The organism is Dyadobacter pollutisoli (genome assembly GCF_026625565.1).
Lineage (GTDB): Bacteria > Bacteroidota > Bacteroidia > Cytophagales > Spirosomataceae > Dyadobacter > Dyadobacter pollutisoli.
Map to the genome: position 1 here is coordinate 530,476 of NZ_CP112998.1, position 21,495 is coordinate 551,970.

A 21,495-nucleotide genomic window follows, 5' to 3' on the forward strand; every position below is an offset into this window, starting at 1 on the left:
TTGCTTCCTAGCCGTTCATCTCCGCCGTTACGATCGGTAATCTTGGATCTGAACCTTTCCAGGAGCCGTATATCCAGTCGTGGTCGGGGTCGGAAGTGTTGGCCAGGGATTGATCGCTTCCTGCCAGGAAATTGAGATAGTAAACATTGTAGCCATGTCCTGCCACCACCGGATGGTATCCTTTCGGAACCAGTACAGCTTCATTGTTTTTTACTCTTACGATTTCGTCGAGTGATCTGTCTTCGGTGTAAACCTGCTGAATAGCATAGCCTTGCGGCTTGTCGATTTTATAAAAATAAATCTCTTCCAGATTAGCTTCGATGAGATTACCATCGGCATCTACTTTGCGTTCGTCGTGTTTATGAGCGGGGAAGGAACTCCAATTGCCCGAGGGTGTATAGACTTCCACGCAAACAATTTTATGGCAGTCAAAACCTGGTTCGAGTAAGCTGTTGATCTGACGGTTTGCATTGTCACCTCCGCGATACTCTATGGCAGCCTCTTCCGGCCGTTTCATTCGCGGTAGATGATCTTCATCAGAAGCTACCCAGCAAATGGCGATATCTGTTCCGGGAGATTGAGCGGTAAGCGTGAAGGCTGTGTTTCTGGACAGGTACATCGCGTGACCAATGCCGCTGAACACGTTTTTGCGGCCATTTTTGGTTTCCCAGGTCTGTCCTGCGGCTTCTACTTTGAAATTCCCGCTCAGTAAAACAATGCAGTACTCATATTCCGCTGTGTTGCCCAAAATTTGTTCATCAACTTCCAGTACTTTAGCTTCGAAGTTCAAATACGTCCATCCGGCTTGCTCGCTGGTGAGTGAATGGTACGTTTTATTGTCAGGTTTGGGTTTGATCAGCAGCTCGCTCATTGTGGTAATTCAATTACATTTGCACAATGATAGCGTTGTATAAATTAAACACAAAATGTAAATATGTTTATATTGAATGCAAACGTTTGAAAAAATTTCAAAGATTTAATTGCTATAATTCAACAAATGAATTCCTCCCGACCTGTTACTATTAAAGACATTGCCCGCCGTTTTCGCTGCTCTCCTTCCACCGTGTCGCGGGCGCTCAACGACCATCCCGCCATCAATGAAGATACCCGGAAAAACATCCAGGAATACGCAAAAGAGGTGGGTTACCAGCGAAATGAGGTATCGCTCAGTCTGTTAAACAAGAAAACTGCATCGTTGGGTGTGGTTGTGCCCACAATCAGCAATTACTACGAAACTGCGGTGATTGAAGGCCTTCATACGGTGTTGCAGCCGATGGGTTACACGCTCAATATCTGCGTGACCAATGAGAATTATTTGTTAGAGAAGGAGTACCTGTCCAAGTTGCTGTCAAATAGGACGGAAGGTATATTTTTATCGGTATCCCAGGAAACCTACGACTCGGGATATTACGAACATTTGGAAAGCGTAATCCAGCGAAAAACACCGCTGATTTTTATAGACCGTGAGTATGAGGACTTTGAGACAAGCCGGGCGACCGTGGATGACTACCATGGGGCATTCGCAGCGGTAGAGCATCTGATCACGATCGGATACAAGCAAATTGCACATTTAAAAGGCCCGAATGGTCTTACCGTTTCCGAGCAGCGGCTGAAAGGCTATATCGATTGTCTCAAAAAATACAACATGTCAGTTCAGGAAGAATTGATCATTAACACCAATTTCAAAGTAGAAAGCGCCATTGTTCCGACGAAGCGATTACTGGAAATGACCTCTCCACCCGATGCTATCTTCGGAGTCAACGATCAGGTGGCGATCGGAGCAATGCGGGTAGTGAAGGACAAAGGGCTCAGAATTCCTCAGGATGTGGGCTTGGTAGGGTTCGATAATTCGCCTATCTCAGCATACACTTTTCCTTCATTAACCACAGTGAGCCGGCCCGGCCGGAAAATAGGAATGGAGGCTTCGCGGCTTTTTCTAAATCAGGTGAATGCTTCCGGCGACTTCCTGCACGAAAGCATTGTGCTGCCTTCGGAGTTGATTATTAGGGAGTCGTCTCTGCGGACGCCTCAGGGTTAAAACCCCCGGGTTAGTAGGAGGGGTATGATTTGTCTTTCAGGTAAAAAATTTGAGTTTTTTGAGAATAGGTTGTGACCGTTGGTTGAAGACTACGTCTGATAGAGGATGCGCCATTGCATCATAGTAACTTTTAAGTTACCTTTATCATGATTAGAATTAGAGAAGTTGTCGCGTACAAACACTATTTCGATGACTTTGTAGAACAACAACCAAAACAAGTACGGCGTAAAATTTTTCGGGTTATTGAAGCCATTGAAACATTGCAACACATTCCGTCCACGTTTATCAAACATTTGCAAGGAACAAAAGGACTTTACGAGGCAAGAATAATGCTGGGTTCAAATATTTGGAGAGTGTTTTGCTTTTTTGACGATGACAAAGTTGTGATTCTTCTTAATGGATTTCAGAAAAAAACGGAACGAACTCCTAAAAACGAAATTGAGCGAGCTTTAAGGCTAATGACAGAATATTTAGAATCTAAACGTAACGATAATGGACATTAAAAGCTGGAGTCAAATTAAAGACGAAGTTTACGGTGTTAAAGGAACCGAAGAGAGAGATCGTCTGGATAGAGAATTTGAAAGTTTCAAAATCGGATTGCTTTTAAGGCAAGCCCGTGAAGATAAGTCGCTTACTCAGGCACAGTTGGGTGAGATCGTCAATAAAAAAAGGGAATATATATCCAGAGTTGAAAACGACGGAAGCAATCTTACTTTAAGAACACTTTATGAAATTGTTGAGAAAGGGTTGGGGGGGAAAGTGAAAATACAAATAGAGTTCTAAGACCGATATGTCTCCCAGTTTAGACATGGATGCATCATTAGGGATTTGAAATAATTTTCCAATTGAAACCGGACAAGTTATGTCCGAAATCGTACAGAAACTCCAATAGAAATGCCACTTAGTAGCTTTTTAGTGAGGTTTTGAGAATGTGGCACATAATTTAGAAGTATGTCTTATTCGCATCACTTGCTTTGTTATTGCTATGCTACAAAACTATTTCAAGATCGCCTGGCGAAACCTCATCCGAAACAAAACTTACAGCATTCTCATACTAGCAGGACTAGCCTCGGGTATGACTTGTGCGGCTGCATTATGGCTCTATGTTCATGACGAATTAAGCTATGATCGCTATCATAAGCATGCGGAATGTATTTTCAGAATAAACCTTGACATCAAATGGTCGGGTAATGAGTACAAAATGGGCATCACGTCTTCACCTTTCGGTCCTGTACTACAACAGGAGTTTCCGGAAATCAATAATACGTTGAGGGTCAAAAAAAGTGACCAGAAGTTTAAGGTAGGTGAAAAGTCTATCAATGTGAAGGGCATGATCTACGCAGATTCTTCATTGTTTTCTTTTTTTGATCACAAATTCATAGAAGGTAATCCTCAAACAGCATTATCAACTCGTAACAGCCTCGTTATGACGGAGAAGTTGGCTTTGTTCTTGTTTGGTAAAACCTCGGGACTTATTGGTAAGGTTGTTACCGTAAAAGAAAATCTGCCGTTTACGGTCTCGGGCATTATCCGGGAAGTTCCTGCCAATCACCATCTGAAGTTCGACGCCATTTTGCCTTATTATAATCAGGAAGTAAGCGGCATTGACCTTGACAAATGGGATAGTTTTAATTCCATGACTTATGTGATGCTTAACGACCCGGGGGCTGCGGGTAAATTGGAAAGCAAAATGCCCGCCTTCTACAAAAAATACATTGCCAAGGCGATCAATGATACCAACGATTCCAAGGTAAGTTTTCATATTGCTTTTCAACCGCTGGGAGATATTCACCTTAAGTCTTCTCATTTAATGGGTGAGGAGAATGGCAGCAGCATGAGTTATGTGTACACGTTTTCGGTGATTGGCTTGTTCATTCTTTTGATCGCCATGGTTAATTACATTAATCTGGCTACGGCTCGTTCAATGGGGCGAGCCAAAGAGATTGGCATACGGAAAGCCGCCGGTTCTCAAAGGTTCCAGCTGATAAACCAGTTTCTGTCTGAATCCATTCTGATGTCTTTTCTGGCAATGGTTTTGGGCCTGGTGCTGCTTTATGCGTTGCTCCCTTTCTTCAATCAGATCGCTGATAAAACTCTGACTTTTGATATAACCGATTTCAGAACGGCTGCATTGTTTGTCGGATTGACGCTGGTAACCGGGCTGATCAGTGGCATTTATCCTGCTTTTATTTTGTCGCGGTTTAAGCCTGCAGCAGTACTGAAAGGTGCCATCGCCAGAAATAGCAAAGGAATATTTCTGAGAAAGTCGTTGGTAATATTGCAGTTCTCCATTTCAATGGTCATGGTTGTCGGGACGATTACCGTGTACCGCCAACTGCAATATATGAAGCAAACCGGGTTGGGTTTTAATCAGCAGCAAGTCATTTTCATACCGTTAAAAGGCCAGTCGGTTTTACAGTCGGCAGAAGTTTTAAAAAGCAAATTATTGCAGAACCCCGTCATTGCCAGCGCTAGTTTGACCAATGGCAGCATCGGCGATGGTTTGAATAACAAATCGACTTTTTCTTTCTACGCAAAAGGAGCGGAAATACCAGTTAGTTCGGAATATTTCAATGTTGATACTGATTTTCTGAATGTCCTGCAAATCCGTTTACTGGAAGGCCGGAATTTTACATCAGACTTGGACAATGACAGCTCAGATGCGGTTCTGGTTAATCAGGCAATGCTGAAACGATTGGGTTGGAAGGATCACAAGGCAGGTTTAATTGAGGTCGATGCAAGAAGAGTTCAGATAACGGGTGTGATCCAAGATTTTCACTTGCGGTCGCTTCACACACAGATCGAGCCTTTGGTATTGATTTTAAAGAAAAGAGAGGCAGCTAACCTGCTCATACGTGTTTCAGGAAACAATATACCTGCTGCCCTGAATTATATCAGGCATACATTCAGTGAGGTTAATACGGGTCAACCGTTTGAATATGCTTTCCTGGATCAAACATTTGCCAGGCAATACAACGCCGACGAGCGAAAAGGTAATTTATTTCTCGCATTTTCCGGGATTGCCATTATTATTGCCTGCCTGGGATTGTTTGGTCTGGCTACTTTTACCGCGGAACAACGTACGAAAGAGATTGGTGTGCGTAAAGTACTAGGCGCATCGGTTGCGAGCGTAGTGGCATTATTGTCAACCGATTTTATCAAACTGATCATTATTTCGATCGTCATTTCCGCGCCCATTGGTTGGTATATTATGCAAATATGGCTGCGCGGCTTCGCTTATAAGATTGGAGTTGAATGGTGGATTTTCGCTGTTGCAGGTTTCCTTTCGGTGCTCATAGCCCTGCTGACGGTAAGTTTTCAGAGCATTAAAGCCGCTTTGTGTAATCCGGTTAAAAGCTTGCGGGCTGAGTAAAAAATTCCAGTCATCATAACCCAGGGTTTAAACCCTGGGTTATGATGACTGGAATCAAACCAGATCAATACCCGTCATTCTGCTTCAAATACCCCGGAACGTTTGAGGCACCGTCGATAGCAGTTTGTGGGATTGGGAAGATTCTTTTCTTTACGTCGGAGTTAGTCTTTTCAGTCCATTTTCCTTCATACTTGCCAAAACGGATCATATCGCTCCTGCGAAGCATTTCCCAGTAAAATTCGAATCCTCTTTCACGGAAAAGCAGATCCAGGTCCATATCCGTTAATGCTGGCGGCGCCATTGTAGCTGTTCTGGAAGCTCTTACCAGGTTTACATCGGCCAATGCACTTGCCGCATCATTGCTTTTGCGCAATTTAGCTTCTGCGCGCATCATATATATGTCCGCAAGACGCAGGATTACGATGTCCGCATCACCTTTGTTCCGTCCTGTGTTCGACTCACTGCCAAACTCGTATTTTTCTACACGGAAACCTGTGTTATAATTGCTGCCCGCCGTTGTGAAATCGATCAGCTCGGAGAAGTTTACGGCCAGATTTGCTTTATTACGCGTTACATAAGAGAGTTTTCCAACTTTCAGTTTGCCATCAGGACATCTTACAAATGCTCCGTTCACACGCAATGCGCCGTACTGCTGGCCTCTCAATATTCCGCGGTTGATTTTATAATCTGCGTCATTAATACAGGTATCGGCCTGATTGGAATAAACAGACATATTCTCCTGATAAAAACGGGGGTCACGTTTTGGGTCAACTGCTCCGTAAGCCTGCACCCATGACTGGTAAAAGTCAGATGTAATACCTGGTCCGTCGGTTCCGTTTGCTGCCGGGAATGCGGCTAGCGGGAACTGGTCGCCGGAAATAGAAAAGTAAGCCATACGGTTATGTCCGTTCAGATCGGCCCGCTGATCCACCGCAAATATCAATTCTTCGTTTGTATGGTTTTTGTTTCCGAAAATGGCGAAGTAATCCGATGACAATTTAGCCTGGCCGGAGGCAATGACCTTATCTGTATACTGGATCACTTTGTCCATGTCAGCGGCAGGGAAAGTGAATGTAGGCGAATAAATGTTACGGTACACAGGCGCATTCAAATACAAGCGCGCCAGAAGTCCCCATACGGCTGCCTGGTTCAATCTTCCAGGTCCAACAACGGACTTAGGCTGTACAAGCGGCTCAACTGCAAGTAGCTCGCTTTCAATGTATTTCACAGCTTCGTCGCCTCTGATAATGACAGAAGCCACATTCGGATCATCTTTTACAAACACAATCCCGAACATATCAAGCATGATCAGGTTGTAGTAAGCCCTCATCCCTCTTGCTTCTGCGCTATACAACGCTGCTGTCGTCGCAGTGGAGTTTTTCAATCCGCTGATAGCCGTGATCGACCTTGAAATAGACTGCGCCAATGTGTTCCAGGTACTGTTCACGTTAGGATCTGTGCTGGTCGTATTATGTTGGTGCAAAGCGAGATAGATACCATTGTCGCCCCAGTCCGTTCCGCCGCGATAAGGCAGGATCGCCTCGTCTGTGGAAATTTCGTTAAGAGCAAAGTAGGTGGTATGCTGGAACAAGTTCGGAAGGAGCGCGTAAACGGGTGCTATAAGACCATTCGCAGTTTCCTCCGGGGACAAGTTGGCTTTAAGCGTTTCGTCTAAAACCTGTTCTTCCAGATCGGTACAGCCCGGTGCTAAAAATAATAAGCTGGCAACCGTAAATATGAGTGATAATTTCTTTTTCATGTTTTAAATATTAAAAGCCAACATTTACACCAAAAAGGATTGTTTTAGCCTTTGGATAACTTAAATAGTCAATTCCATAAGAAGTAATACCGTTGATCGAGCGGTCGTTGTTCACTTCCGGATCGTAGCCATTGTACTTGGTCCACAAAGCCAGGTTCTGACCTGTAACCGACAACCTAACTGTCTGAACCCATTTGCTAATACCAAGCTTGGTCGTATTCAGATTGTATCCCAAAACCAGGTTATTCAATCTCAGGTAAGCACCATTTTTCAAATATCTGGTAGAAACCGGAGCAGAGTTATTGACCGATTCCGCAGCATCTGCATAAGATTCCGGCGTTACGTTTACACCTTTTGATAGTTTCAGCTTGTAGAAATTGGAGTTGGCCGTGTTGTCATAAACCTTGTTTCCGGCAACACCATTAAAGTTTGCTGTCAGGTCAAATCCTTTGAAAGAAACATTACCGTTGAAATTATACATCCGGGTAGGAAGCGCTGTTCCTGCGGCAATGCGATCCTTGTCGGTAATAATTCCGTCGCCATCCACGTCCCTGAATTTGCTGATCCCCTTTTCATCAAAACCAATAAATTCTTTCAGGAAGAATGTTCCGATTGGCTGGTTGTTAATGTATCCGTTGATCGTCGCCGACGTCAAACCTGAACCTTGCGCTGCGCCCGAAGGGATTACAGAATACGGTGAGCCTGTAACGTCATTTTTAATGAAAGTAACGTTTCCGCCAAACGAGTAGCGCAGTCCGTTGTCCAGCGCATTTCTATAATTAAGGTCGATTTCAAGGCCCTGGTTCTTGATTTTCATATTCGGCACATTGGTCCAGAATGTTCCGGCTGGCTGAATAGGATCGGAAGGAATGACTTCAAGCAGAATCTTTTCAGATGTTTTGGTGAAGTAATCAATCTCACCGCTCAATGCGCCTTTGAACAGAGAAAAGTCAAGTCCTATGTCAGTTTGTTTGGAAACTTCCCATTGAATGTCAGGATTCGCGAGCCTTGTGTTGGTAGTACCGGCAGGATAAGCGCCCGTGCCGATCGGATAACTCGTAGTTCCCGAAACAGCCGAAGTAAACCGTGCCTGGGTAATTTTCGAAGGAATTTCCTGATTTCCGGTTGATCCCCAGCCTGCACGAAGTTTCAGGTCGGAGAAAGGGGACGATTTCATGAAAGGCTCCTCAGAAATTCTCCAACCCAATGAGAATGAAGGGAAATAACCATATTTATTATTAGCACCAAATTTCGAAGATCCGTCAACCCGCAGCGTTGCAGTAGCGAGATACTTGTCTTTGAAAGCATAGTTAACACGTCCAAAAAACGATTGAAGCTCGTTGATCGTGGCAAAACCGCCAGGTTGGTTCAGTACCAATGTCAGGTCTTGTCCAAGGCCAGGATTGTAGATAGGCTCAATGTCCGAAATTGGGAATTTGTTGATGCTGAAATTTTTACCCGAAAGTGAAATGTGCTGGTAAGAGTGACCTACCAATGCGCTGAAACTATGCAGCTTGTTGTTAACAGTATATGTCAGGTAGTTCTCAATCAGACGGTTGGAGTTTTTGAGCTGATAGTTTTCAAGTCGTCCGATTTCGAAAGGAACTGTATTAGGCAAGGTCTGCTTGTCTTGTATCGCAGTAGAGTTGTCGAGCCCGAAGTTCAGTTTGTAAACCAAACCCTTAATGATTGTTACCGAAGGAGAAATACTTGCGAGAACCCTGTTAGTGCTCAAAAGTTCTTTGTAAAGCATCAGAGAAATCAGCGGGTTTGTACCATCCTGATATCTGGATGGATTTCCGTCGGCGTCATAAGGAGCATAAGTTGGGTTTGCCGTGATAGCGCCGCCGATCATACCCTGAATGTTCGGTCTTTTGTTTTTCGTATTGGTCGCATTCAGGTTAACATCCAGTGTGACGCGGTCGTTCAGCAATTTTTGGGATAGGTTAACACGTCCTGTATAACGGTCCTGCTGGCTGCCTTTAAGAATTCCCTGCTGCTTCTGCGTTCCGAATGAACCGTAATAAGTCATTTTATCCGTGCCGCCACCAATGGAAATATTATGGTTATGCGTAGTAGCAGAACGTGAGATTTCCTTTTGCCAATCGGTATTCGCTTTGCCGTCAACTACGGTACCGCCCAATTTGGCAGCTTCGGAAACGAAATCCGGCCCTGAAAGAACATCCAATGGACGTGCCATCGTGGAAATACCCAATGTTCCGGAGTAGGTAACACTTGCCTGGCCGGATTTGCCTTTTTTGGTGGTGATCAAAATTACACCATTGGCACCCCTCGCACCGTAAATTGCTGTCGCTGACGCGTCTTTCAAAACGTCCATCGACTCAATGTCCTGTGGATTGAGGAAGTTTAGTGGGTTGGTATCTCCACCTGTTCCGCTATTGTCCAGTGCCATCCCGTCCACAACGAAAAGCGGTGTGCTGCCTGTCCGCACACCACCAGGTCCACGAACGGTAATGTTGGTTTTACCACCTGGCTCACCTGTTGCCGACGTAACGTTAACACCTGATACTTTTCCTTGCAGAAGTTGCTCGGGGGAGTTAATGATCCCGGTGTTGAAATCGGAGCTTTTCAGTGATTTCACGGAGCCGGTAATGTCTTTTTTTACAGTACTGCCGTAACCTACTACCACTACTTCACCCAAATTGGAAACCGCTTCTTTCAGCTTAATTTCAATGGAGTTGTTGTTGGATTCAGTAAGAAGGAAATCGGCCAGTGTCTGTTTTTCAAAACCAATGTAGCTGAATTCAAGATTGTACCGGGTTCCTGTTTGTAAATTATTGAACGTAAACGCACCGGATTCATTGGTAGTTGTGCCCTGCTTGTTGCTGCCGGTCACTTCCGAGATGACCACCGTAACGCCTGGAAGCCCTTCTGCGGTACCGTCGGTGAGGACTTTACCGGTCAAAGTGATTTCCTTCAATATATTCATGTGTTTTTCAACATGTCTGGGTTGGCTTTCCGGAACCGGTACTTCGGCTGCGGCTATTGCGTGCAAGCCGAAAACGGCGGTTGCCTGCAACAAGCAGTTTCGAATCATCCCGGTTCTGACTGATAGAGTCAAAATTTTTCTCATAATCGTAGATTAATGGATTGAACTGTTAAAAAAATGGTAAAAAACTGAATTAAAGCGCCATCGAATCGCGGCCATCGAATGGCGGCCATCGAATGGAGGACCATCGGAGAGGATGGTAAAAGGTCTTCACATACAAGATTACCGATTGTATTTTTAAAATAAATAATAGAAAATAGCCAATACCCAATGCAAACGTTTGAAATTTTATGCAAACGTTTGAAAAAATATTAGGATTAAATTGGATGAAAATGAGAAGGTATTCAATGTGTATTGGAATAGTAATTTGTGTTCATTTAAAAGTTAAAATTTACTCCGAAACAGAAGCATTAACCACTTTTGATAAGCAAAAGTGTAGGATACACAACCAATAAACGCAGTATTGGACTTTAAGGAATTGTTAAATCGAAGTAGAAGCAAGTAGAGGATGGCTTTTCAGGCGTCCTGAATTGTAGAAGTTATACTCTGATTAGCCGGAGCTGGGGGAAATGTTATGCCGCGCTGTCTAAACGATCGATTTGCACAGACAAGCCATAAGTTTGCATGAGTGTATTGAGCTCAGCCTGATGTTTTTTCAATAGCTGCTGATAGTCATTGATCTGGCCTACGGAATCTCCATGCTCCTGGTGGAGCTGTAATGTACGATTTGTCAATGCGATAAGCTCCAATAAGCGAGACACTTTGAGTCCCCATTCGTGAAGCTGCGGTAATTCTTTTTCTTCCATGATCAATGATTTAGTTGAATAAATCCTTTTTTTCGATCAGTCCTTGATCTGCTGAATTGATAAAGCCATTGGAGGTTATCTGCCTGGTAAAGAACGTGCTTTTTATGATTTTCTGAATAAACTGGAACAAAATAACCGTCAATTCGGGCATCTGTGTTGTTTCGGAAATCTCGTAGTGAGTCTATCTTGCTTTCATTGGCTGCATAAATTTCCCAATCAACGAATGTCACCAGATCGATATCATTTGGGTTTAATTTATTGGTAACGAAACTGCCGTCGACCCATTGAAAGAAATCATTTCCCAAGATATTCTTCAATGAAATTAGATAATCTGAAAACTCCCCAAATAGATTTTTCCGTGTTATCGATTGTGGGAAACGATGAACAAAATTTGCTTCAAACGTCATCCAATCTGTTTTAATGACAGTATAAGGACTCAAATTACCAAGATTGTCAAATTCCAAATCAATTCATTTTAAAATTTGATAGTCAATTTTGGGTAAAGATAATTATTTCAGACGTCCTGTCTCAACACTTCCAGTGGTGGGCGGGATAGGATGCCACGGCTGTTGACGAGGCCGATGAAAACAGTCATAAGTGATACAAAAAGGAAAACCGCCACAATGGGCAGGAGCTCAGGTTTGAATTCTGCTTCAAAACTGAATTTGGCTAGGGAAAAGCTGCCGGCTAGTGCGATTAGTATTCCGGTGAAAGCTGCCAGCGAGCCCAGAAAGAAGTATTCCAGCGCGGTAATCGCAAATATTTGTTTCCTGCTCGCACCAAGCGTACGCAACAAAACGCTTTCTTGCAATCGCTGATACTTGCTGATCAGTACCGACGCAATGAGCACGATAAGGCCGGTGAGGATACTGAAACCTGCCATAAAACGAATTACAAAACCGATTTTGTTGAAAATATCATCGAGAACCCGCAAAACGAGCGCGAGATCAATGATGGAGATGTTCGGAAATTGTCTTACGATATCTTGCTGAAACTCGGCGGAAACCTGCGGATTGGGTACGTGGGTGAGCATCGCGTGAAACTGCGGCGCATCTTCCAGCACGCCGGTGGGAAACACGACCAGAAAGTTGGTCTGCACTTCTCCCCAGTTCACATCCCTGAAACTGGAAACCGTTGTGGACATTAATGTACCCTGGACATTGAAAACCATCGTGTCGCCCAATTCGATCCGGCTTCTGTCTGCGAAACCTTTCTCTAATGAAACGGGTATCAGCGTATCTGTTTTTTTATAAACACCCTGCCATTTGCCTTTCACGACTTTTTCGGACGAGGTAATCGAGTCCCGGAACGTGACCCGATATTCTCTTCCAAATATCCGTCGCGACTGTTCCGCAGTGGTATCGCCTTCAAAATCAGCGGCTGTGCGTCCGTTTACTTCTTCAAGCCGCATATTTACTATGGGCACACTTTGGTTAACCGGCACATTTCTCGCCTTGGCAATGGCTAGTACACCTTCTTTCTGGTTTCCCTGAATGTCGAAAAGTACAATGTTAGGCTGGTTGCCGCTGGTGGACAGTTTTACCCTGGTGAGCAGGATCGTTTGAACAAAAAACAACGTGCATATCAGTGAGGTACCCAGGCCAATGGAGACGATCAGGATGGAAGTCTGGTTGTTGGGACGGTACAAATTGGCCAGTCCCTGCCGCCAGAGGTAACTCCATGAAGTAGGGAAAAACTTGCGTACCAGCCACATCAGCAGGCTAGCGATCGCATATAGCACGACAAATGCGGCGAGAATACTGACCGTAAATACCAATGCTTCGATCCAGGTACGCATTTGTAAAAAGGCAAACCCAAAAATGAACAAGACGATCAGCCCGTACAATCCCCAGGTCAGCGGATCACGTTCAAGTTTGGTAGAATCGAGTGACACGCGCAGTACATTCAATGGCGAAACCTTCCTGATCGATAACAATGGAGGCAATGCAAACAATACGGATATCAGCACACCGATTGCGAGGCCCTGGCCGATGGCTGGCCAGGAAATAGTGGTGGTAAGCTCAAAAGGGAGCAGGTCTTTAATTACAATGGGTAAAAATTGCTGAATGGCTGTTCCCAGTAATGCACCCAAAACAGACCCTATGATGCCGATTCCGGTGATCTGGATCAAATAAATGAGGAATGCCTGTCTGGCTTTCACGCCGAGGCACCTCAGAATTGCGATAGAATTGAGTTTTTCCCTGATGTAAATATGAATGGCACTGGCCACGCCAATACAGCCGAGCAGCAAAGCGACGAAGCCAACCAATGCCAGAAAACGCGTCAAATCCTGAAACGACCTGCCGGTATCTTCCTTCTGGCCCTGCACGGTATTATAGTCCAGATCATACTTCTCAAACTGAGGTTCCAGTTGTTTGACCAGCTTTTCAATGTCGGTTTTGGGCGGATATTTGAAATAATAACGATACCCGACCCGGCTGCCCTTTTGCATGAGCCCGGTTTGTTTCAGGTAAGCCATTGGAATGTACACCGAAGGCGCTACTGTGCTGGTAAGGCCGGTTGATCCCGGTGCTTTTTCCAGAATGCCCGCGATAGCAAATGTTACTTCTCCGATTTTGATCGAGTCACCAACTTTGGCCTGGTATTGCAGCATAAGTGTCTGATCTACCAATGCTTCCCTACCAGTTCGAAATGTCTTCTCAGCAGTTGCCGGAATGGTTTCCAGCTTGCCATAGTAGGGGAACTCGCCCGATAATGCCTTTACCTGGGCAAGGCGGTTTCCGCCATTTTTTGTAAAATAAACCATTGAGGCAAAGCTGCGTTCTTCCGACCGGGTTTTGCTTAATGAATCCACCAATGCTTTCGCTTTGCCCTCTACCGCCTTGTTTCCGTACAATGCGAGGTCGGCGCCAATCAATGTTGCCGCCTGCTCGTCAATATTTTCCCGCAGGTTGTCCCCAAGCGAATAAATGCCCACCAGCGCCGCTATTCCAAGAATAATGGAGGAAATAAAAAGTACCAGACGGGAGCGGTTTTTTCTGCTATCGCGCCACGCCATTTGCAGCAGCCAGGGAAAATTCAGTTTATCTTGTTGCATGTTAGTTCGGATGTAGACTTACCAAGACTAGGCGTCCCCGTCTTCAAGACTTGGTAAGTCTTTTTTGCTATTCAACCAGTTTGCCGCCTTTGATACGGATAATGCGCTGTGTTTTCGCAGCCAGTTCCAGGTCATGGGTCACGACTACCAATGTCGTTCCGGCCTCTTTATTCAGGTCAAAAAGCAGTTTGACCACTTTTTCGCTGGTTTCTGCATCGAGGTTTCCCGTGGGTTCATCCGCGAAAAGGATCTGAGGTTTATTTGAAAAAGCCCTGGCAAGGGAAACGCGCTGCTGCTCACCGCCGCTGAGCTGGGTAGGGTAGTGGTGGCTTCGCTCCGAGAGGCCTACTTTGTCGAGCAGGTCCAGGGCTCTTGGCTTGACGTTTTTTTCTCCCCTTAATTCCAATGGGACCATTACATTTTCCAGTGCTGTGAGTGTCGGAAGCAACTGGAAATTTTGAAATATAAAGCCTACATACAAGTTTCTGACGGCAGCCAGCTGATCTTCACTAAGGCCGTTCAATTTGGTGCCGTGAAGCTCCACCACGCCTGAGGTAGACCGGTCCAGACCTGCACACAAGCCAAGCAATGTCGTTTTGCCGCTTCCGGATGGGCCTACGATCGACATGGTCGAGCCGGCCTCTACTGAGAAATTAATATGATCTAAAACAGTCAAGGAACGGTCTCCGCTTTTATAAATTTTACTTACTTGCTGCAGATCGAGTATGGTATCCATCAATTGTTTCTAATTTTATGTTTGCGTGGTGCTAAGTCTGGGCAACTGCATTTATCCGAATTTGGTTCTTTTCGATTTCTGTTGCACATAAATATAGTGTAAACGGCGTTTAAAACTAAATGAATGGGAAAGACCGTGGCTACACCCGCTACCTGTATTGATTTTTAGTTTGATATAAATATGAACCGCTCCCCATTATTGTTTCTGTACCTGATAGCCGTATCCTTTTTGGTTTCTTGTTCAGGTGAAAAGAAAGAAGACGCCACAAGCAAGCCCGATTCCGTCGCAACTACTGCCAAAAAGCCCGCTGCCAAAAAGAAAACCATTGTATTCTTTGGCAACAGTCTCACCGCAGGATATGGCCTGGATGACCCGTCGAAGGCATTTGCTGGCCTGATCCAGAAGCGGATCGATTCGCTGGGGCTCAACTATAAAGTTATCAATGCAGGCGTGAGCGGGGAGACTACTTCGGGTGGTAACAGCCGCATCGACTGGCTTCTCAAACAACCCCTGGATGTGTTCATACTCGAACTTGGGGGGAATGATGGCCTGCGCGGTATTCCTGTTTCGGAAACTAAAAAGAACCTTCAAGCCATTCTCGATAAGGTGCATGCCAAGTATCCGGATGCCAAGCTGGTACTGGCCGGCATGCAGATCCCGCCCAATATGGGACAACAATACGCCTCCGAATTCCGGGCTGTTTACGCTGACATTGCCGCGAAAAACGATCTGACGCTCATACCGTTTTTACTGGAGGGCGTAGGCGGCGAGGCCAAACTGAACCTGCCGGACGGAATCCACCCTACCGAAGAAGGCCACAAAATCGTGGCCGAGAATGTCTGGGAGAAAATTCAAGGACTGCTTTAAAATTACTAGTTTTTGATGATCCGGAAATTTTTAGAAGACCCTTTCTGGCCGACTATTTTGATCATATAAAAACCTTTTTTCCAGGTAGCAACCGGAATCCCTCTGGCCGGATTTTCTCTCATTGTCAGAACGGAACGCCCTTGTGAATCGAATACCTGAAGCAAATTGAATGTGCCGGCACCCCGGATATACAGCCGATCGGCGACAGGATTAGGGTATAGTGAAATGCCCGATTTGCCCAAATGGATGGAACGCACTCGGCTATACGCAAATGAGCCGTCCAAATCATTCATTTTGAGCCGGTAGTAGTGATTTCCTTCTCCCGGCGATGAATCTATAAACATATATTGGAGTAAGGCGGTGCTTTCACCATTTGCTTTGACGGTACCGTCGCAATGCCATTGAGTGCCATCATTACTGCTTTCAATCTCAAAATCGCGAATATTGGTTTCCTGTGAGGTAGCCCAGCGCAGCAGCGCAGTCGCTCCTTCAACGATCACTTCGAAGTTTGCAAGTACTACGGGCAAAGCTCCATTGCAGCCGGTATTGAGGGATGCTTCATTGAAACAGCTACCGGCATTGTTGGAAACATTGAGATAAGTAAAAGATGAATGATTGTTCAGAAACTCGCAGATTGCATTGACATTGCATTGAGAAAGTTTGGGATTGTTTTTAATGGTGAGGTCGCCGGTTATGCTCAGGGCATTGTTTAATGCATTCAAAGTGGTAAGGTTTTGATTGCCCAGAATATTGACGGAACCATTCACAGTCGTCAACATCTGGATTGCATTGATGTTCGTCAGCGTTGAATTGAAGGAAATTTCAAGGCCACCGACCGTTTTCAGCTTGTCCAAACCAGCTAATGTGGTCAGGCTATGATTTTCACTGATGATAACCGAACCGGTTACGGATTCAAGATTTTGCAGGGGCGACAGGCTGGTTATCACATTATCGACAAGGCTGGTAATGTATACATTTCCTGAAACCGATTTCCAGCTTGAACTCCACGAATTGAGCGCGTTCTGGCTGGTGAATTCCACGTTTCCCAAATAGGTTTGCCCAACGACAAAGTGGCTGCCGAGTGCAAAAGCTGAAATCAATAAAAGGGTACGCTGGCGGTATAGGAATGTTTTAGATAGAAGTATGTGCATATATGGAGGAGGTTGGTATTTGGTTCTAAATTACAAAAAAATAAGGCCCGCAACCTGTTATAAAAACAAGTTACGGGCCTTTCTTATTGAATGGATACTCTCTACACAACCCTGTCGCCACGTATCACCCGAAGAATTATTGCAACTACTGCAATCACCAAAAGAATGTGGATAATGTTACCTAGTCCAAAGCTTGCGAAGCCGAAATAGCCGATCAGCCAAAGTATAACCAGGATGACAGCTATTGTATAAAGAAGATTTCCCATTGTCTTGATATTTTGAGTTAGAGTTATTTTATATATACCAGGATTATATCAATTTAAGTGCCAGCGCAATGGCACGGGAATGAGGCCTTTTTATTCCCCGTATTCTACAATATTTGCGATGCAGATATGATTTAAAACTGTAAGTTGTAGAAAATTTTCTCAAAGCATATTTTTGATTACCAATGAAAAAAAGCGTTTTACTTACCATTTTCCTTTTCACCATTATCCATTCATGGGCTCAGGCATCGGTTGTTGATACGGTAGAAGTGTACAGTAATGTCATGAAAAAGAAGTTGAAAGCAGTCATTATCAAGCCCGATAATTACAATTCAGCCACCACATTACCAGTCGTTTATCTCTTGCACGGATATAGCGACAACCACGCAGGGTGGGTTACCAAGGCTGCGGGTTTCCAAAAAGCGGCTGACCTGCATAATATGATCATCGTGTGCCCCGACGGTGGATATAGCAGCTGGTACTGGGACAGCCCGGTGGATGCCCAGTCGCAGTATGAAACTTACATTTCCAAAGAACTGGTGGCATTTGTGGATGCTCAGTATAAAACGGTGAAGGACCGCAAAGGCAGGGCTATAACCGGGCTGAGCATGGGTGGCCACGGCGCATTGTACCTGGCATTCAAGCATCAGGATGTCTTTGGTGCGGCGGGTAGCATGAGCGGCGGCGTGGATATCCGTCCTTTTCCAAACAATTGGGATATGGCCAAGCGACTTGGCAAACTGGCAGAACAGCCGGAACGCTGGGAGAAAAATACCGTCGTCAATATGTTGCACCTGCTGACTCCCAATAATCTGGCTCTCATCATCGATTGTGGAACGGAGGACTTCTTTTATGAAGTCAACGAAAATTTGCACAAACAGCTTTTGTACCGCAACATTCCACACGACTATCTTACCCGTCCCGGCGGACATAACTGGCCTTACTGGACCAATGCAGTACAGTATCAGCTCCTGTTTATGAGTAATTATTTCAATAAAAAATAACGTTTACAAAACGCTGATGAACGACCGACGGAAGTTTTTGCTCAATGCTCTTGCCGGCGCGACTATATCGGCAATGGTACCGGAAAAATTGTTTTCACGCTCATTAGGGCAACTAAATAAACAAGAAGGGGACCTGACCGTGCTGTTTCAGGGAGACTCCATTACGGATGGAAACCGGACCAGAAATACGGACTGGAACCACGCGATGGGGCATGGCTTTGCCTATATTATCGCCAGTCGGCTGTGGTATGATTTTCCGGCCAAAGGACTGCATTTCTTCAACCGCGGCATTAGCGGAAACAGGATCACACACTTGGCCGAACGCTGGCAGACCGACACGATTGACCTGAAACCCGATGTAATCAACATTTTGGTGGGCATCAATGATACGGAAGCTGCCATCAAAGGCAATGCATCCTGCACGCCCGAACAGTTTGAAAATGATTACCGCGCATTACTAAAACTGACGAAGGAAAAGCTCCCGGACGTGAAACTGGTGCTTTGCGAACCGTTTTTGCTGCCGGTAGGAAGAGTGAAAGAAAACCTTGAAATATACCAGACCGAAATTGCCAAGCGTCAGAAAATTGTGAAGCTGCTTTCGGAGGAATTTAACACGGTTTACATTCCATTTCAGTCCGCATTTAATGATGCATTGGCAAAAGCACCGGCGGAATACTGGATCTGGGACGGCATTCACCCTATGCCAGCCGACCACGAGCTGATGGCCAGGTTCTGGCTGGAAAAAGCGGGTCCAACACTGGGACTAGTGGGTTAATAACATTTAGGATTCAATACAAAAGCCTTCTCCAATTACATTATGAAGCTATTTCGGTTGTTTTTGATAATCTGCCTGGCTGGCTTGAACGAAGTATCCGCCCAGAATAATCCTTTACCTGATCCATTACTATTTAACAATGGTCAAAAGGTGAAATCCGTAAAACAATGGCCTGCGCGGAGGAAAGAGATCCTTGAAATCATGACAACGCAAATGTACGGCACCTCACCCGGCCGCCCGAAAAATATGCGTTTCGAAGTCTTTGACAATGATCCCAAGGCGCTAGGTGGAAAAGCTACCCGCAAGCAGGTCACCGTTCACATTAAAGAAAAAGACAAAGAGGCGCAGTTTGATCTTCTGATATACATTCCCAACAAAGCAAAGCATCCTGTACCTGCCATTATCGGTATTAATTTTATTGGTAATCAGGCCATTATTGCTGATCCCGGAGTGAAATTGACAACCGCCTGGGTAGAAAACAGCAAAATGTTCCCGTGTGGTGAAAACGGAAAGGCAACCGAGACATGTCGGGGCGTCAATGCCAGTCAATGGGCGGTGGACAGCATTCTGGACAGAGGTTATGCATTGGTGACGATGTACCGGGAGGAAATTGCCTCGGACAGAAAGGAAACCATGTTCCAGACCGGCGTCCATACACTTTATCCCGAATTGCAAAACCGGGAAGATAATTTCAGTACCATGGCCGCCTGGGCGTGGGCACTGAGTCGCGGGATGGATTACATTGAAACGGACAAGGACATTGACGCAAAGAGGGTAGCGGTTTTTGGCTTTTCTAGATTAGGAAAAGCCGCATTCTGGGCCGGTGCGACCGATCAGCGCTTTGCAATGGTGCTGAGCAATGAGTCAGGAGCGGGTGGCGGGAAACAGTTTCGTCGGGGTATCGGTGAAAATATCACCAGGCTCTGCACCGTGTTTCCGCATTGGTATGCCAAAAGTTTGAGAAAATATATGGACAAAGATTCGGAGCTACCCTTCGATCAGCATTTTGTGATGGCATTGATCGCTCCGAGACCGGTTTATCTGGCTACTGCTGAGGAAGATAGAAATGCTGATCCTGCCGGGGAATTCGAAACTGCGAAGGCGTCTGACGGCATTTATAAGTTTTTAGGTACCAAAGGATTTGCCGGAACCACATTTCCAGCCCTGAATGAGCCAGTTTTCGGCCAAATAGGCTTTCACATTCGCCCCGGCGGGCACGACGTTAAAATGTTCGACTGGATACAGTTTTTAACTTTCTCTGATTTACATTTGCAGAAATAGACCTGACCTAATATTTAATTTTACTATTCAACTAAATGAGCAACATCCCGTCTTCCGGCACAGTAAACACAACACCCCCCCGATTTACAGAGCATAAGTATCTCATCACACTGATTTTTGTGACCTCGCTTTTCATGTTCTGGGGAATTGCCATTACGATGGGAGATGTTTTAAATAAGCACTTTCAACACGTTTTAAGTCTGACTAAAACCCAGTCTGCTTTCGTACAATTCGCGATTTTCGGAGCGTATGGGGTCATGGGTATCCCTGCGGGGTTGTTCATGAAGCGGTTCGGGTATAAAAACGGTGTACTTTTTGGACTGACGCTGTTTGCAATCGGGTCGTTTTTGTTTGTGCCGGCTGCTGCTGCGGCTTCATTTCCATTCTTTGGAGGAGCATTGTTCATTCTGGGCTGCGGTCTTTCCACATTGGAAACGGTGGCTCACCCATTTGTTGCTTCGCTTGGCGACCAGCGTACCAGTGATATGCGTATCAACTTTGCCCAGGCATTCAATGCATTGGGTACCATTATCGGACCGGCGGTTGGGTCTTATTTTTTGCTAAGAAATAATGTGGAAGGCAGTACAGACCTTACTTCTGTCAAAACATTGTACATCGTCATCGGAAGTGTGATCGCTACGATCGCAGTTTTGTTTTCATTTGTTAAAGTACCAGCTCTGATTGATCCACACGGAGCCGTTGATCCTGCTGCTGCCAATGTGGATACGCATCCTGAAAAAGGCCTTTTCCAGCACAGACATTTCAAATGGGCTGTTTTGGCGCAATTTTTCAATGTAGCTGCACAAGCAGGTACCTGGGCGTTTTTTATCAACTACGGTCACGAAAAAATGGGTTTCACCGACGCTGTGGCTGGCAACTACATGATCATTTTCTTCGTGTTGATGCTTACTGGCCGTTTCGTAGGCACATTCTTGATGCGTTTTATTGCGCCTCATTCCCTGCTTGCGATTTTTGCTGCCTGCAATATTGTAATGTGTCTCATCATCGCGCAAAGCCTGGGCTGGCCATCATTTATCGCATTGCTGATGCTAAACTTCTTCTTCAGTATCATGTTCCCTACTATTTTTAGTCTTGGATTAAAAAACCTGGGTGCTCATACGCAACAAGCATCGTCATTTATCTCAATGGGTGTAGTAGGAGGAGCATTTTTCCCCTTTGCAATGGGTGCAGTAGCAGAAACAAACGTAGCGCACGCCTACTATCTGCCAATCATTTGCTACGCGGTGATTTTCATGTTCGGCTACAAATTTTACAAAGTTGAGTAACATAGCATGTTATGTCGAGGGCCGAAAGGCCATAATTAGTTAATAAAATCATTAAAACGAAAGCTGAAAGCCGATTGCCGACAGCCGA

18 protein-coding genes are annotated in these 21,495 nt (G+C 45.2%); 9 read left to right on the plus strand and 9 right to left on the minus strand.

The features are described from left to right. Positions 1–7: 7 nt before the first annotated feature. Entirely contained in the window at positions 8–871 is an 864-nt protein-coding gene (iolB, locus tag ON006_RS02340) for a 5-deoxy-glucuronate isomerase (protein WP_244823505.1), read from the minus strand. Between the two features lie 126 nt (positions 872–997). Here iolB and ON006_RS02345 point away from each other — a divergent pair, with 126 nt between their 5' ends. The 4 genes from ON006_RS02345 to ON006_RS02360 all read left to right on the plus strand — a co-directional run bounded on the left by ON006_RS02345 (position 998) and on the right by ON006_RS02360 (position 5,411). Then, entirely contained in the window at positions 998–2,038 is a 1,041-nt protein-coding gene (locus tag ON006_RS02345) for a LacI family DNA-binding transcriptional regulator (RefSeq protein WP_244823506.1), read from the plus strand. 146 nt (positions 2,039–2,184) lie between these two features. Continuing rightward, positions 2,185–2,541, plus strand: a complete 357-nt coding sequence (locus tag ON006_RS02350) for a type II toxin-antitoxin system RelE/ParE family toxin (RefSeq protein ID WP_244823507.1) — start codon at positions 2,185–2,187, stop codon at positions 2,539–2,541. Then, a complete protein-coding gene (locus ON006_RS02355) occupies positions 2,531–2,821 on the plus strand; it encodes a helix-turn-helix domain-containing protein (RefSeq protein WP_244823508.1) in 291 nt (96 codons plus the stop codon). The genes ON006_RS02350 and ON006_RS02355 overlap by 11 nt, the downstream gene beginning before the upstream one ends. Before the next feature lie 202 nt (positions 2,822–3,023). Next, positions 3,024–5,411, plus strand: coding sequence for an ABC transporter permease (locus ON006_RS02360; RefSeq protein ID WP_244823509.1), 2,388 nt, complete (start codon positions 3,024–3,026; stop codon positions 5,409–5,411). Between the two features lie 64 nt (positions 5,412–5,475). On the opposite strand, the gene ON006_RS02365 is transcribed toward ON006_RS02360, so the two are convergent. From ON006_RS02365 to ON006_RS02390, 6 genes are all read right to left on the minus strand, one after another. Continuing rightward, positions 5,476–7,170: a RagB/SusD family nutrient uptake outer membrane protein gene (locus ON006_RS02365; RefSeq protein WP_244823510.1), complete on the minus strand. Its 1,695-nt coding sequence runs from the start codon at positions 7,168–7,170 to the stop codon at positions 5,476–5,478. 10 nt (positions 7,171–7,180) lie between these two features. Beyond that, positions 7,181–10,228 (minus strand): SusC/RagA family TonB-linked outer membrane protein, encoded by a 3,048-nt coding sequence (locus tag ON006_RS02370; protein WP_244823511.1) that lies wholly within the window; start codon positions 10,226–10,228, stop codon positions 7,181–7,183. A 524-nt stretch (positions 10,229–10,752) separates the two neighbouring features. Then, positions 10,753–10,986, minus strand: coding sequence for a hypothetical protein (locus ON006_RS02375; RefSeq protein WP_244823512.1), 234 nt, complete (start codon positions 10,984–10,986; stop codon positions 10,753–10,755). Positions 10,987–10,988: 2 nt separating this feature from the next. Next, entirely contained in the window at positions 10,989–11,450 is a 462-nt protein-coding gene (locus tag ON006_RS02380; RefSeq protein ID WP_244823513.1) for a DUF6932 family protein, read from the minus strand. 50 nt (positions 11,451–11,500) lie between these two features. Then, a complete protein-coding gene (locus tag ON006_RS02385) occupies positions 11,501–14,044 on the minus strand; it encodes an ABC transporter permease (protein WP_244823514.1) in 2,544 nt (847 codons plus the stop codon). Between the two features lie 67 nt (positions 14,045–14,111). Further along, positions 14,112–14,780, minus strand: coding sequence for an ABC transporter ATP-binding protein (locus tag ON006_RS02390; protein ID WP_244823515.1), 669 nt, complete (start codon positions 14,778–14,780; stop codon positions 14,112–14,114). A gap of 180 nt (positions 14,781–14,960) precedes the next feature. On the opposite strand from ON006_RS02390, the gene ON006_RS02395 reads away from it, so the two are divergent. Further along, the gene (locus tag ON006_RS02395; protein ID WP_244823516.1) at positions 14,961–15,647 is read left to right on the plus strand and encodes an arylesterase; all 687 of its coding nucleotides are present in this window, start codon (positions 14,961–14,963) and stop codon (positions 15,645–15,647) included. Positions 15,648–15,652: 5 nt separating this feature from the next. Here the strand turns inward: ON006_RS02395 and ON006_RS02400 are convergent, their stop codons facing one another. After that, a complete protein-coding gene (locus ON006_RS02400) occupies positions 15,653–16,798 on the minus strand; it encodes a T9SS type A sorting domain-containing protein (protein WP_244823517.1) in 1,146 nt (381 codons plus the stop codon). A 101-nt stretch (positions 16,799–16,899) separates the two neighbouring features. Then, positions 16,900–17,064: a lmo0937 family membrane protein gene (locus ON006_RS02405; RefSeq protein WP_019944387.1), complete on the minus strand. Its 165-nt coding sequence runs from the start codon at positions 17,062–17,064 to the stop codon at positions 16,900–16,902. Between the two features lie 182 nt (positions 17,065–17,246). On the opposite strand from ON006_RS02405, the gene ON006_RS02410 reads away from it, so the two are divergent. The 4 genes from ON006_RS02410 to fucP all read left to right on the plus strand — a co-directional run bounded on the left by ON006_RS02410 (position 17,247) and on the right by fucP (position 21,407). Continuing rightward, a complete protein-coding gene (locus ON006_RS02410; protein WP_244823518.1) occupies positions 17,247–18,065 on the plus strand; it encodes an alpha/beta hydrolase in 819 nt (272 codons plus the stop codon). A 16-nt stretch (positions 18,066–18,081) separates the two neighbouring features. Beyond that, positions 18,082–18,840, plus strand: coding sequence for an SGNH/GDSL hydrolase family protein (locus tag ON006_RS02415; protein ID WP_244823519.1), 759 nt, complete (start codon positions 18,082–18,084; stop codon positions 18,838–18,840). An 84-nt stretch (positions 18,841–18,924) separates the two neighbouring features. Continuing rightward, positions 18,925–20,121, plus strand: a complete 1,197-nt coding sequence (locus tag ON006_RS02420; RefSeq protein ID WP_244823520.1) for a glucuronyl esterase domain-containing protein — start codon at positions 18,925–18,927, stop codon at positions 20,119–20,121. A 35-nt stretch (positions 20,122–20,156) separates the two neighbouring features. Further along, positions 20,157–21,407 carry an L-fucose:H+ symporter permease gene (gene fucP, locus ON006_RS02425; protein WP_244823521.1) on the plus strand — a complete coding sequence of 417 codons (1,251 nt, stop codon included), beginning with the start codon at positions 20,157–20,159 and terminating at the stop codon, positions 21,405–21,407. The last annotated feature ends 88 nt before the right edge of the window (positions 21,408–21,495 follow it).

What these genes read in the sequence shown, in the direction of transcription:
- ON006_RS02350 (WP_244823507.1), top strand. Translation starts at nt 2,185, where the DNA reads ATGATTAGAATTAGAGAAGTTGTCGCGTACAAACACTATTTCGATGAC.
- ON006_RS02345 (WP_244823506.1), top strand. Translation starts at nt 998, where the DNA reads ATGAATTCCTCCCGACCTGTTACTATTAAAGACATTGCCCGCCGTTTT.
- ON006_RS02370 (WP_244823511.1), bottom strand. Translation starts at nt 10,228, where the DNA reads ATGATTCGAAACTGCTTGTTGCAGGCAACCGCCGTTTTCGGCTTGCAC.
- fucP (WP_244823521.1), top strand. Translation starts at nt 20,157, where the DNA reads ATGAGCAACATCCCGTCTTCCGGCACAGTAAACACAACACCCCCCCGA.
- ON006_RS02405 (WP_019944387.1), bottom strand. Translation starts at nt 17,064, where the DNA reads ATGGGAAATCTTCTTTATACAATAGCTGTCATCCTGGTTATACTTTGG.
- ON006_RS02385 (WP_244823514.1), bottom strand. Translation starts at nt 14,044, where the DNA reads ATGCAACAAGATAAACTGAATTTTCCCTGGCTGCTGCAAATGGCGTGG.
- ON006_RS02355 (WP_244823508.1), top strand. Translation starts at nt 2,531, where the DNA reads ATGGACATTAAAAGCTGGAGTCAAATTAAAGACGAAGTTTACGGTGTT.
- ON006_RS02365 (WP_244823510.1), bottom strand. Translation starts at nt 7,170, where the DNA reads ATGAAAAAGAAATTATCACTCATATTTACGGTTGCCAGCTTATTATTT.
- ON006_RS02400 (WP_244823517.1), bottom strand. Translation starts at nt 16,798, where the DNA reads ATGCACATACTTCTATCTAAAACATTCCTATACCGCCAGCGTACCCTT.
- ON006_RS02415 (WP_244823519.1), top strand. Translation starts at nt 18,082, where the DNA reads ATGAACGACCGACGGAAGTTTTTGCTCAATGCTCTTGCCGGCGCGACT.
- iolB (WP_244823505.1), bottom strand. Translation starts at nt 871, where the DNA reads ATGAGCGAGCTGCTGATCAAACCCAAACCTGACAATAAAACGTACCAT.
- ON006_RS02395 (WP_244823516.1), top strand. Translation starts at nt 14,961, where the DNA reads ATGAACCGCTCCCCATTATTGTTTCTGTACCTGATAGCCGTATCCTTT.
- ON006_RS02375 (WP_244823512.1), bottom strand. Translation starts at nt 10,986, where the DNA reads ATGGAAGAAAAAGAATTACCGCAGCTTCACGAATGGGGACTCAAAGTG.
- ON006_RS02390 (WP_244823515.1), bottom strand. Translation starts at nt 14,780, where the DNA reads ATGGATACCATACTCGATCTGCAGCAAGTAAGTAAAATTTATAAAAGC.
- ON006_RS02410 (WP_244823518.1), top strand. Translation starts at nt 17,247, where the DNA reads ATGAAAAAAAGCGTTTTACTTACCATTTTCCTTTTCACCATTATCCAT.
- ON006_RS02360 (WP_244823509.1), top strand. Translation starts at nt 3,024, where the DNA reads ATGCTACAAAACTATTTCAAGATCGCCTGGCGAAACCTCATCCGAAAC.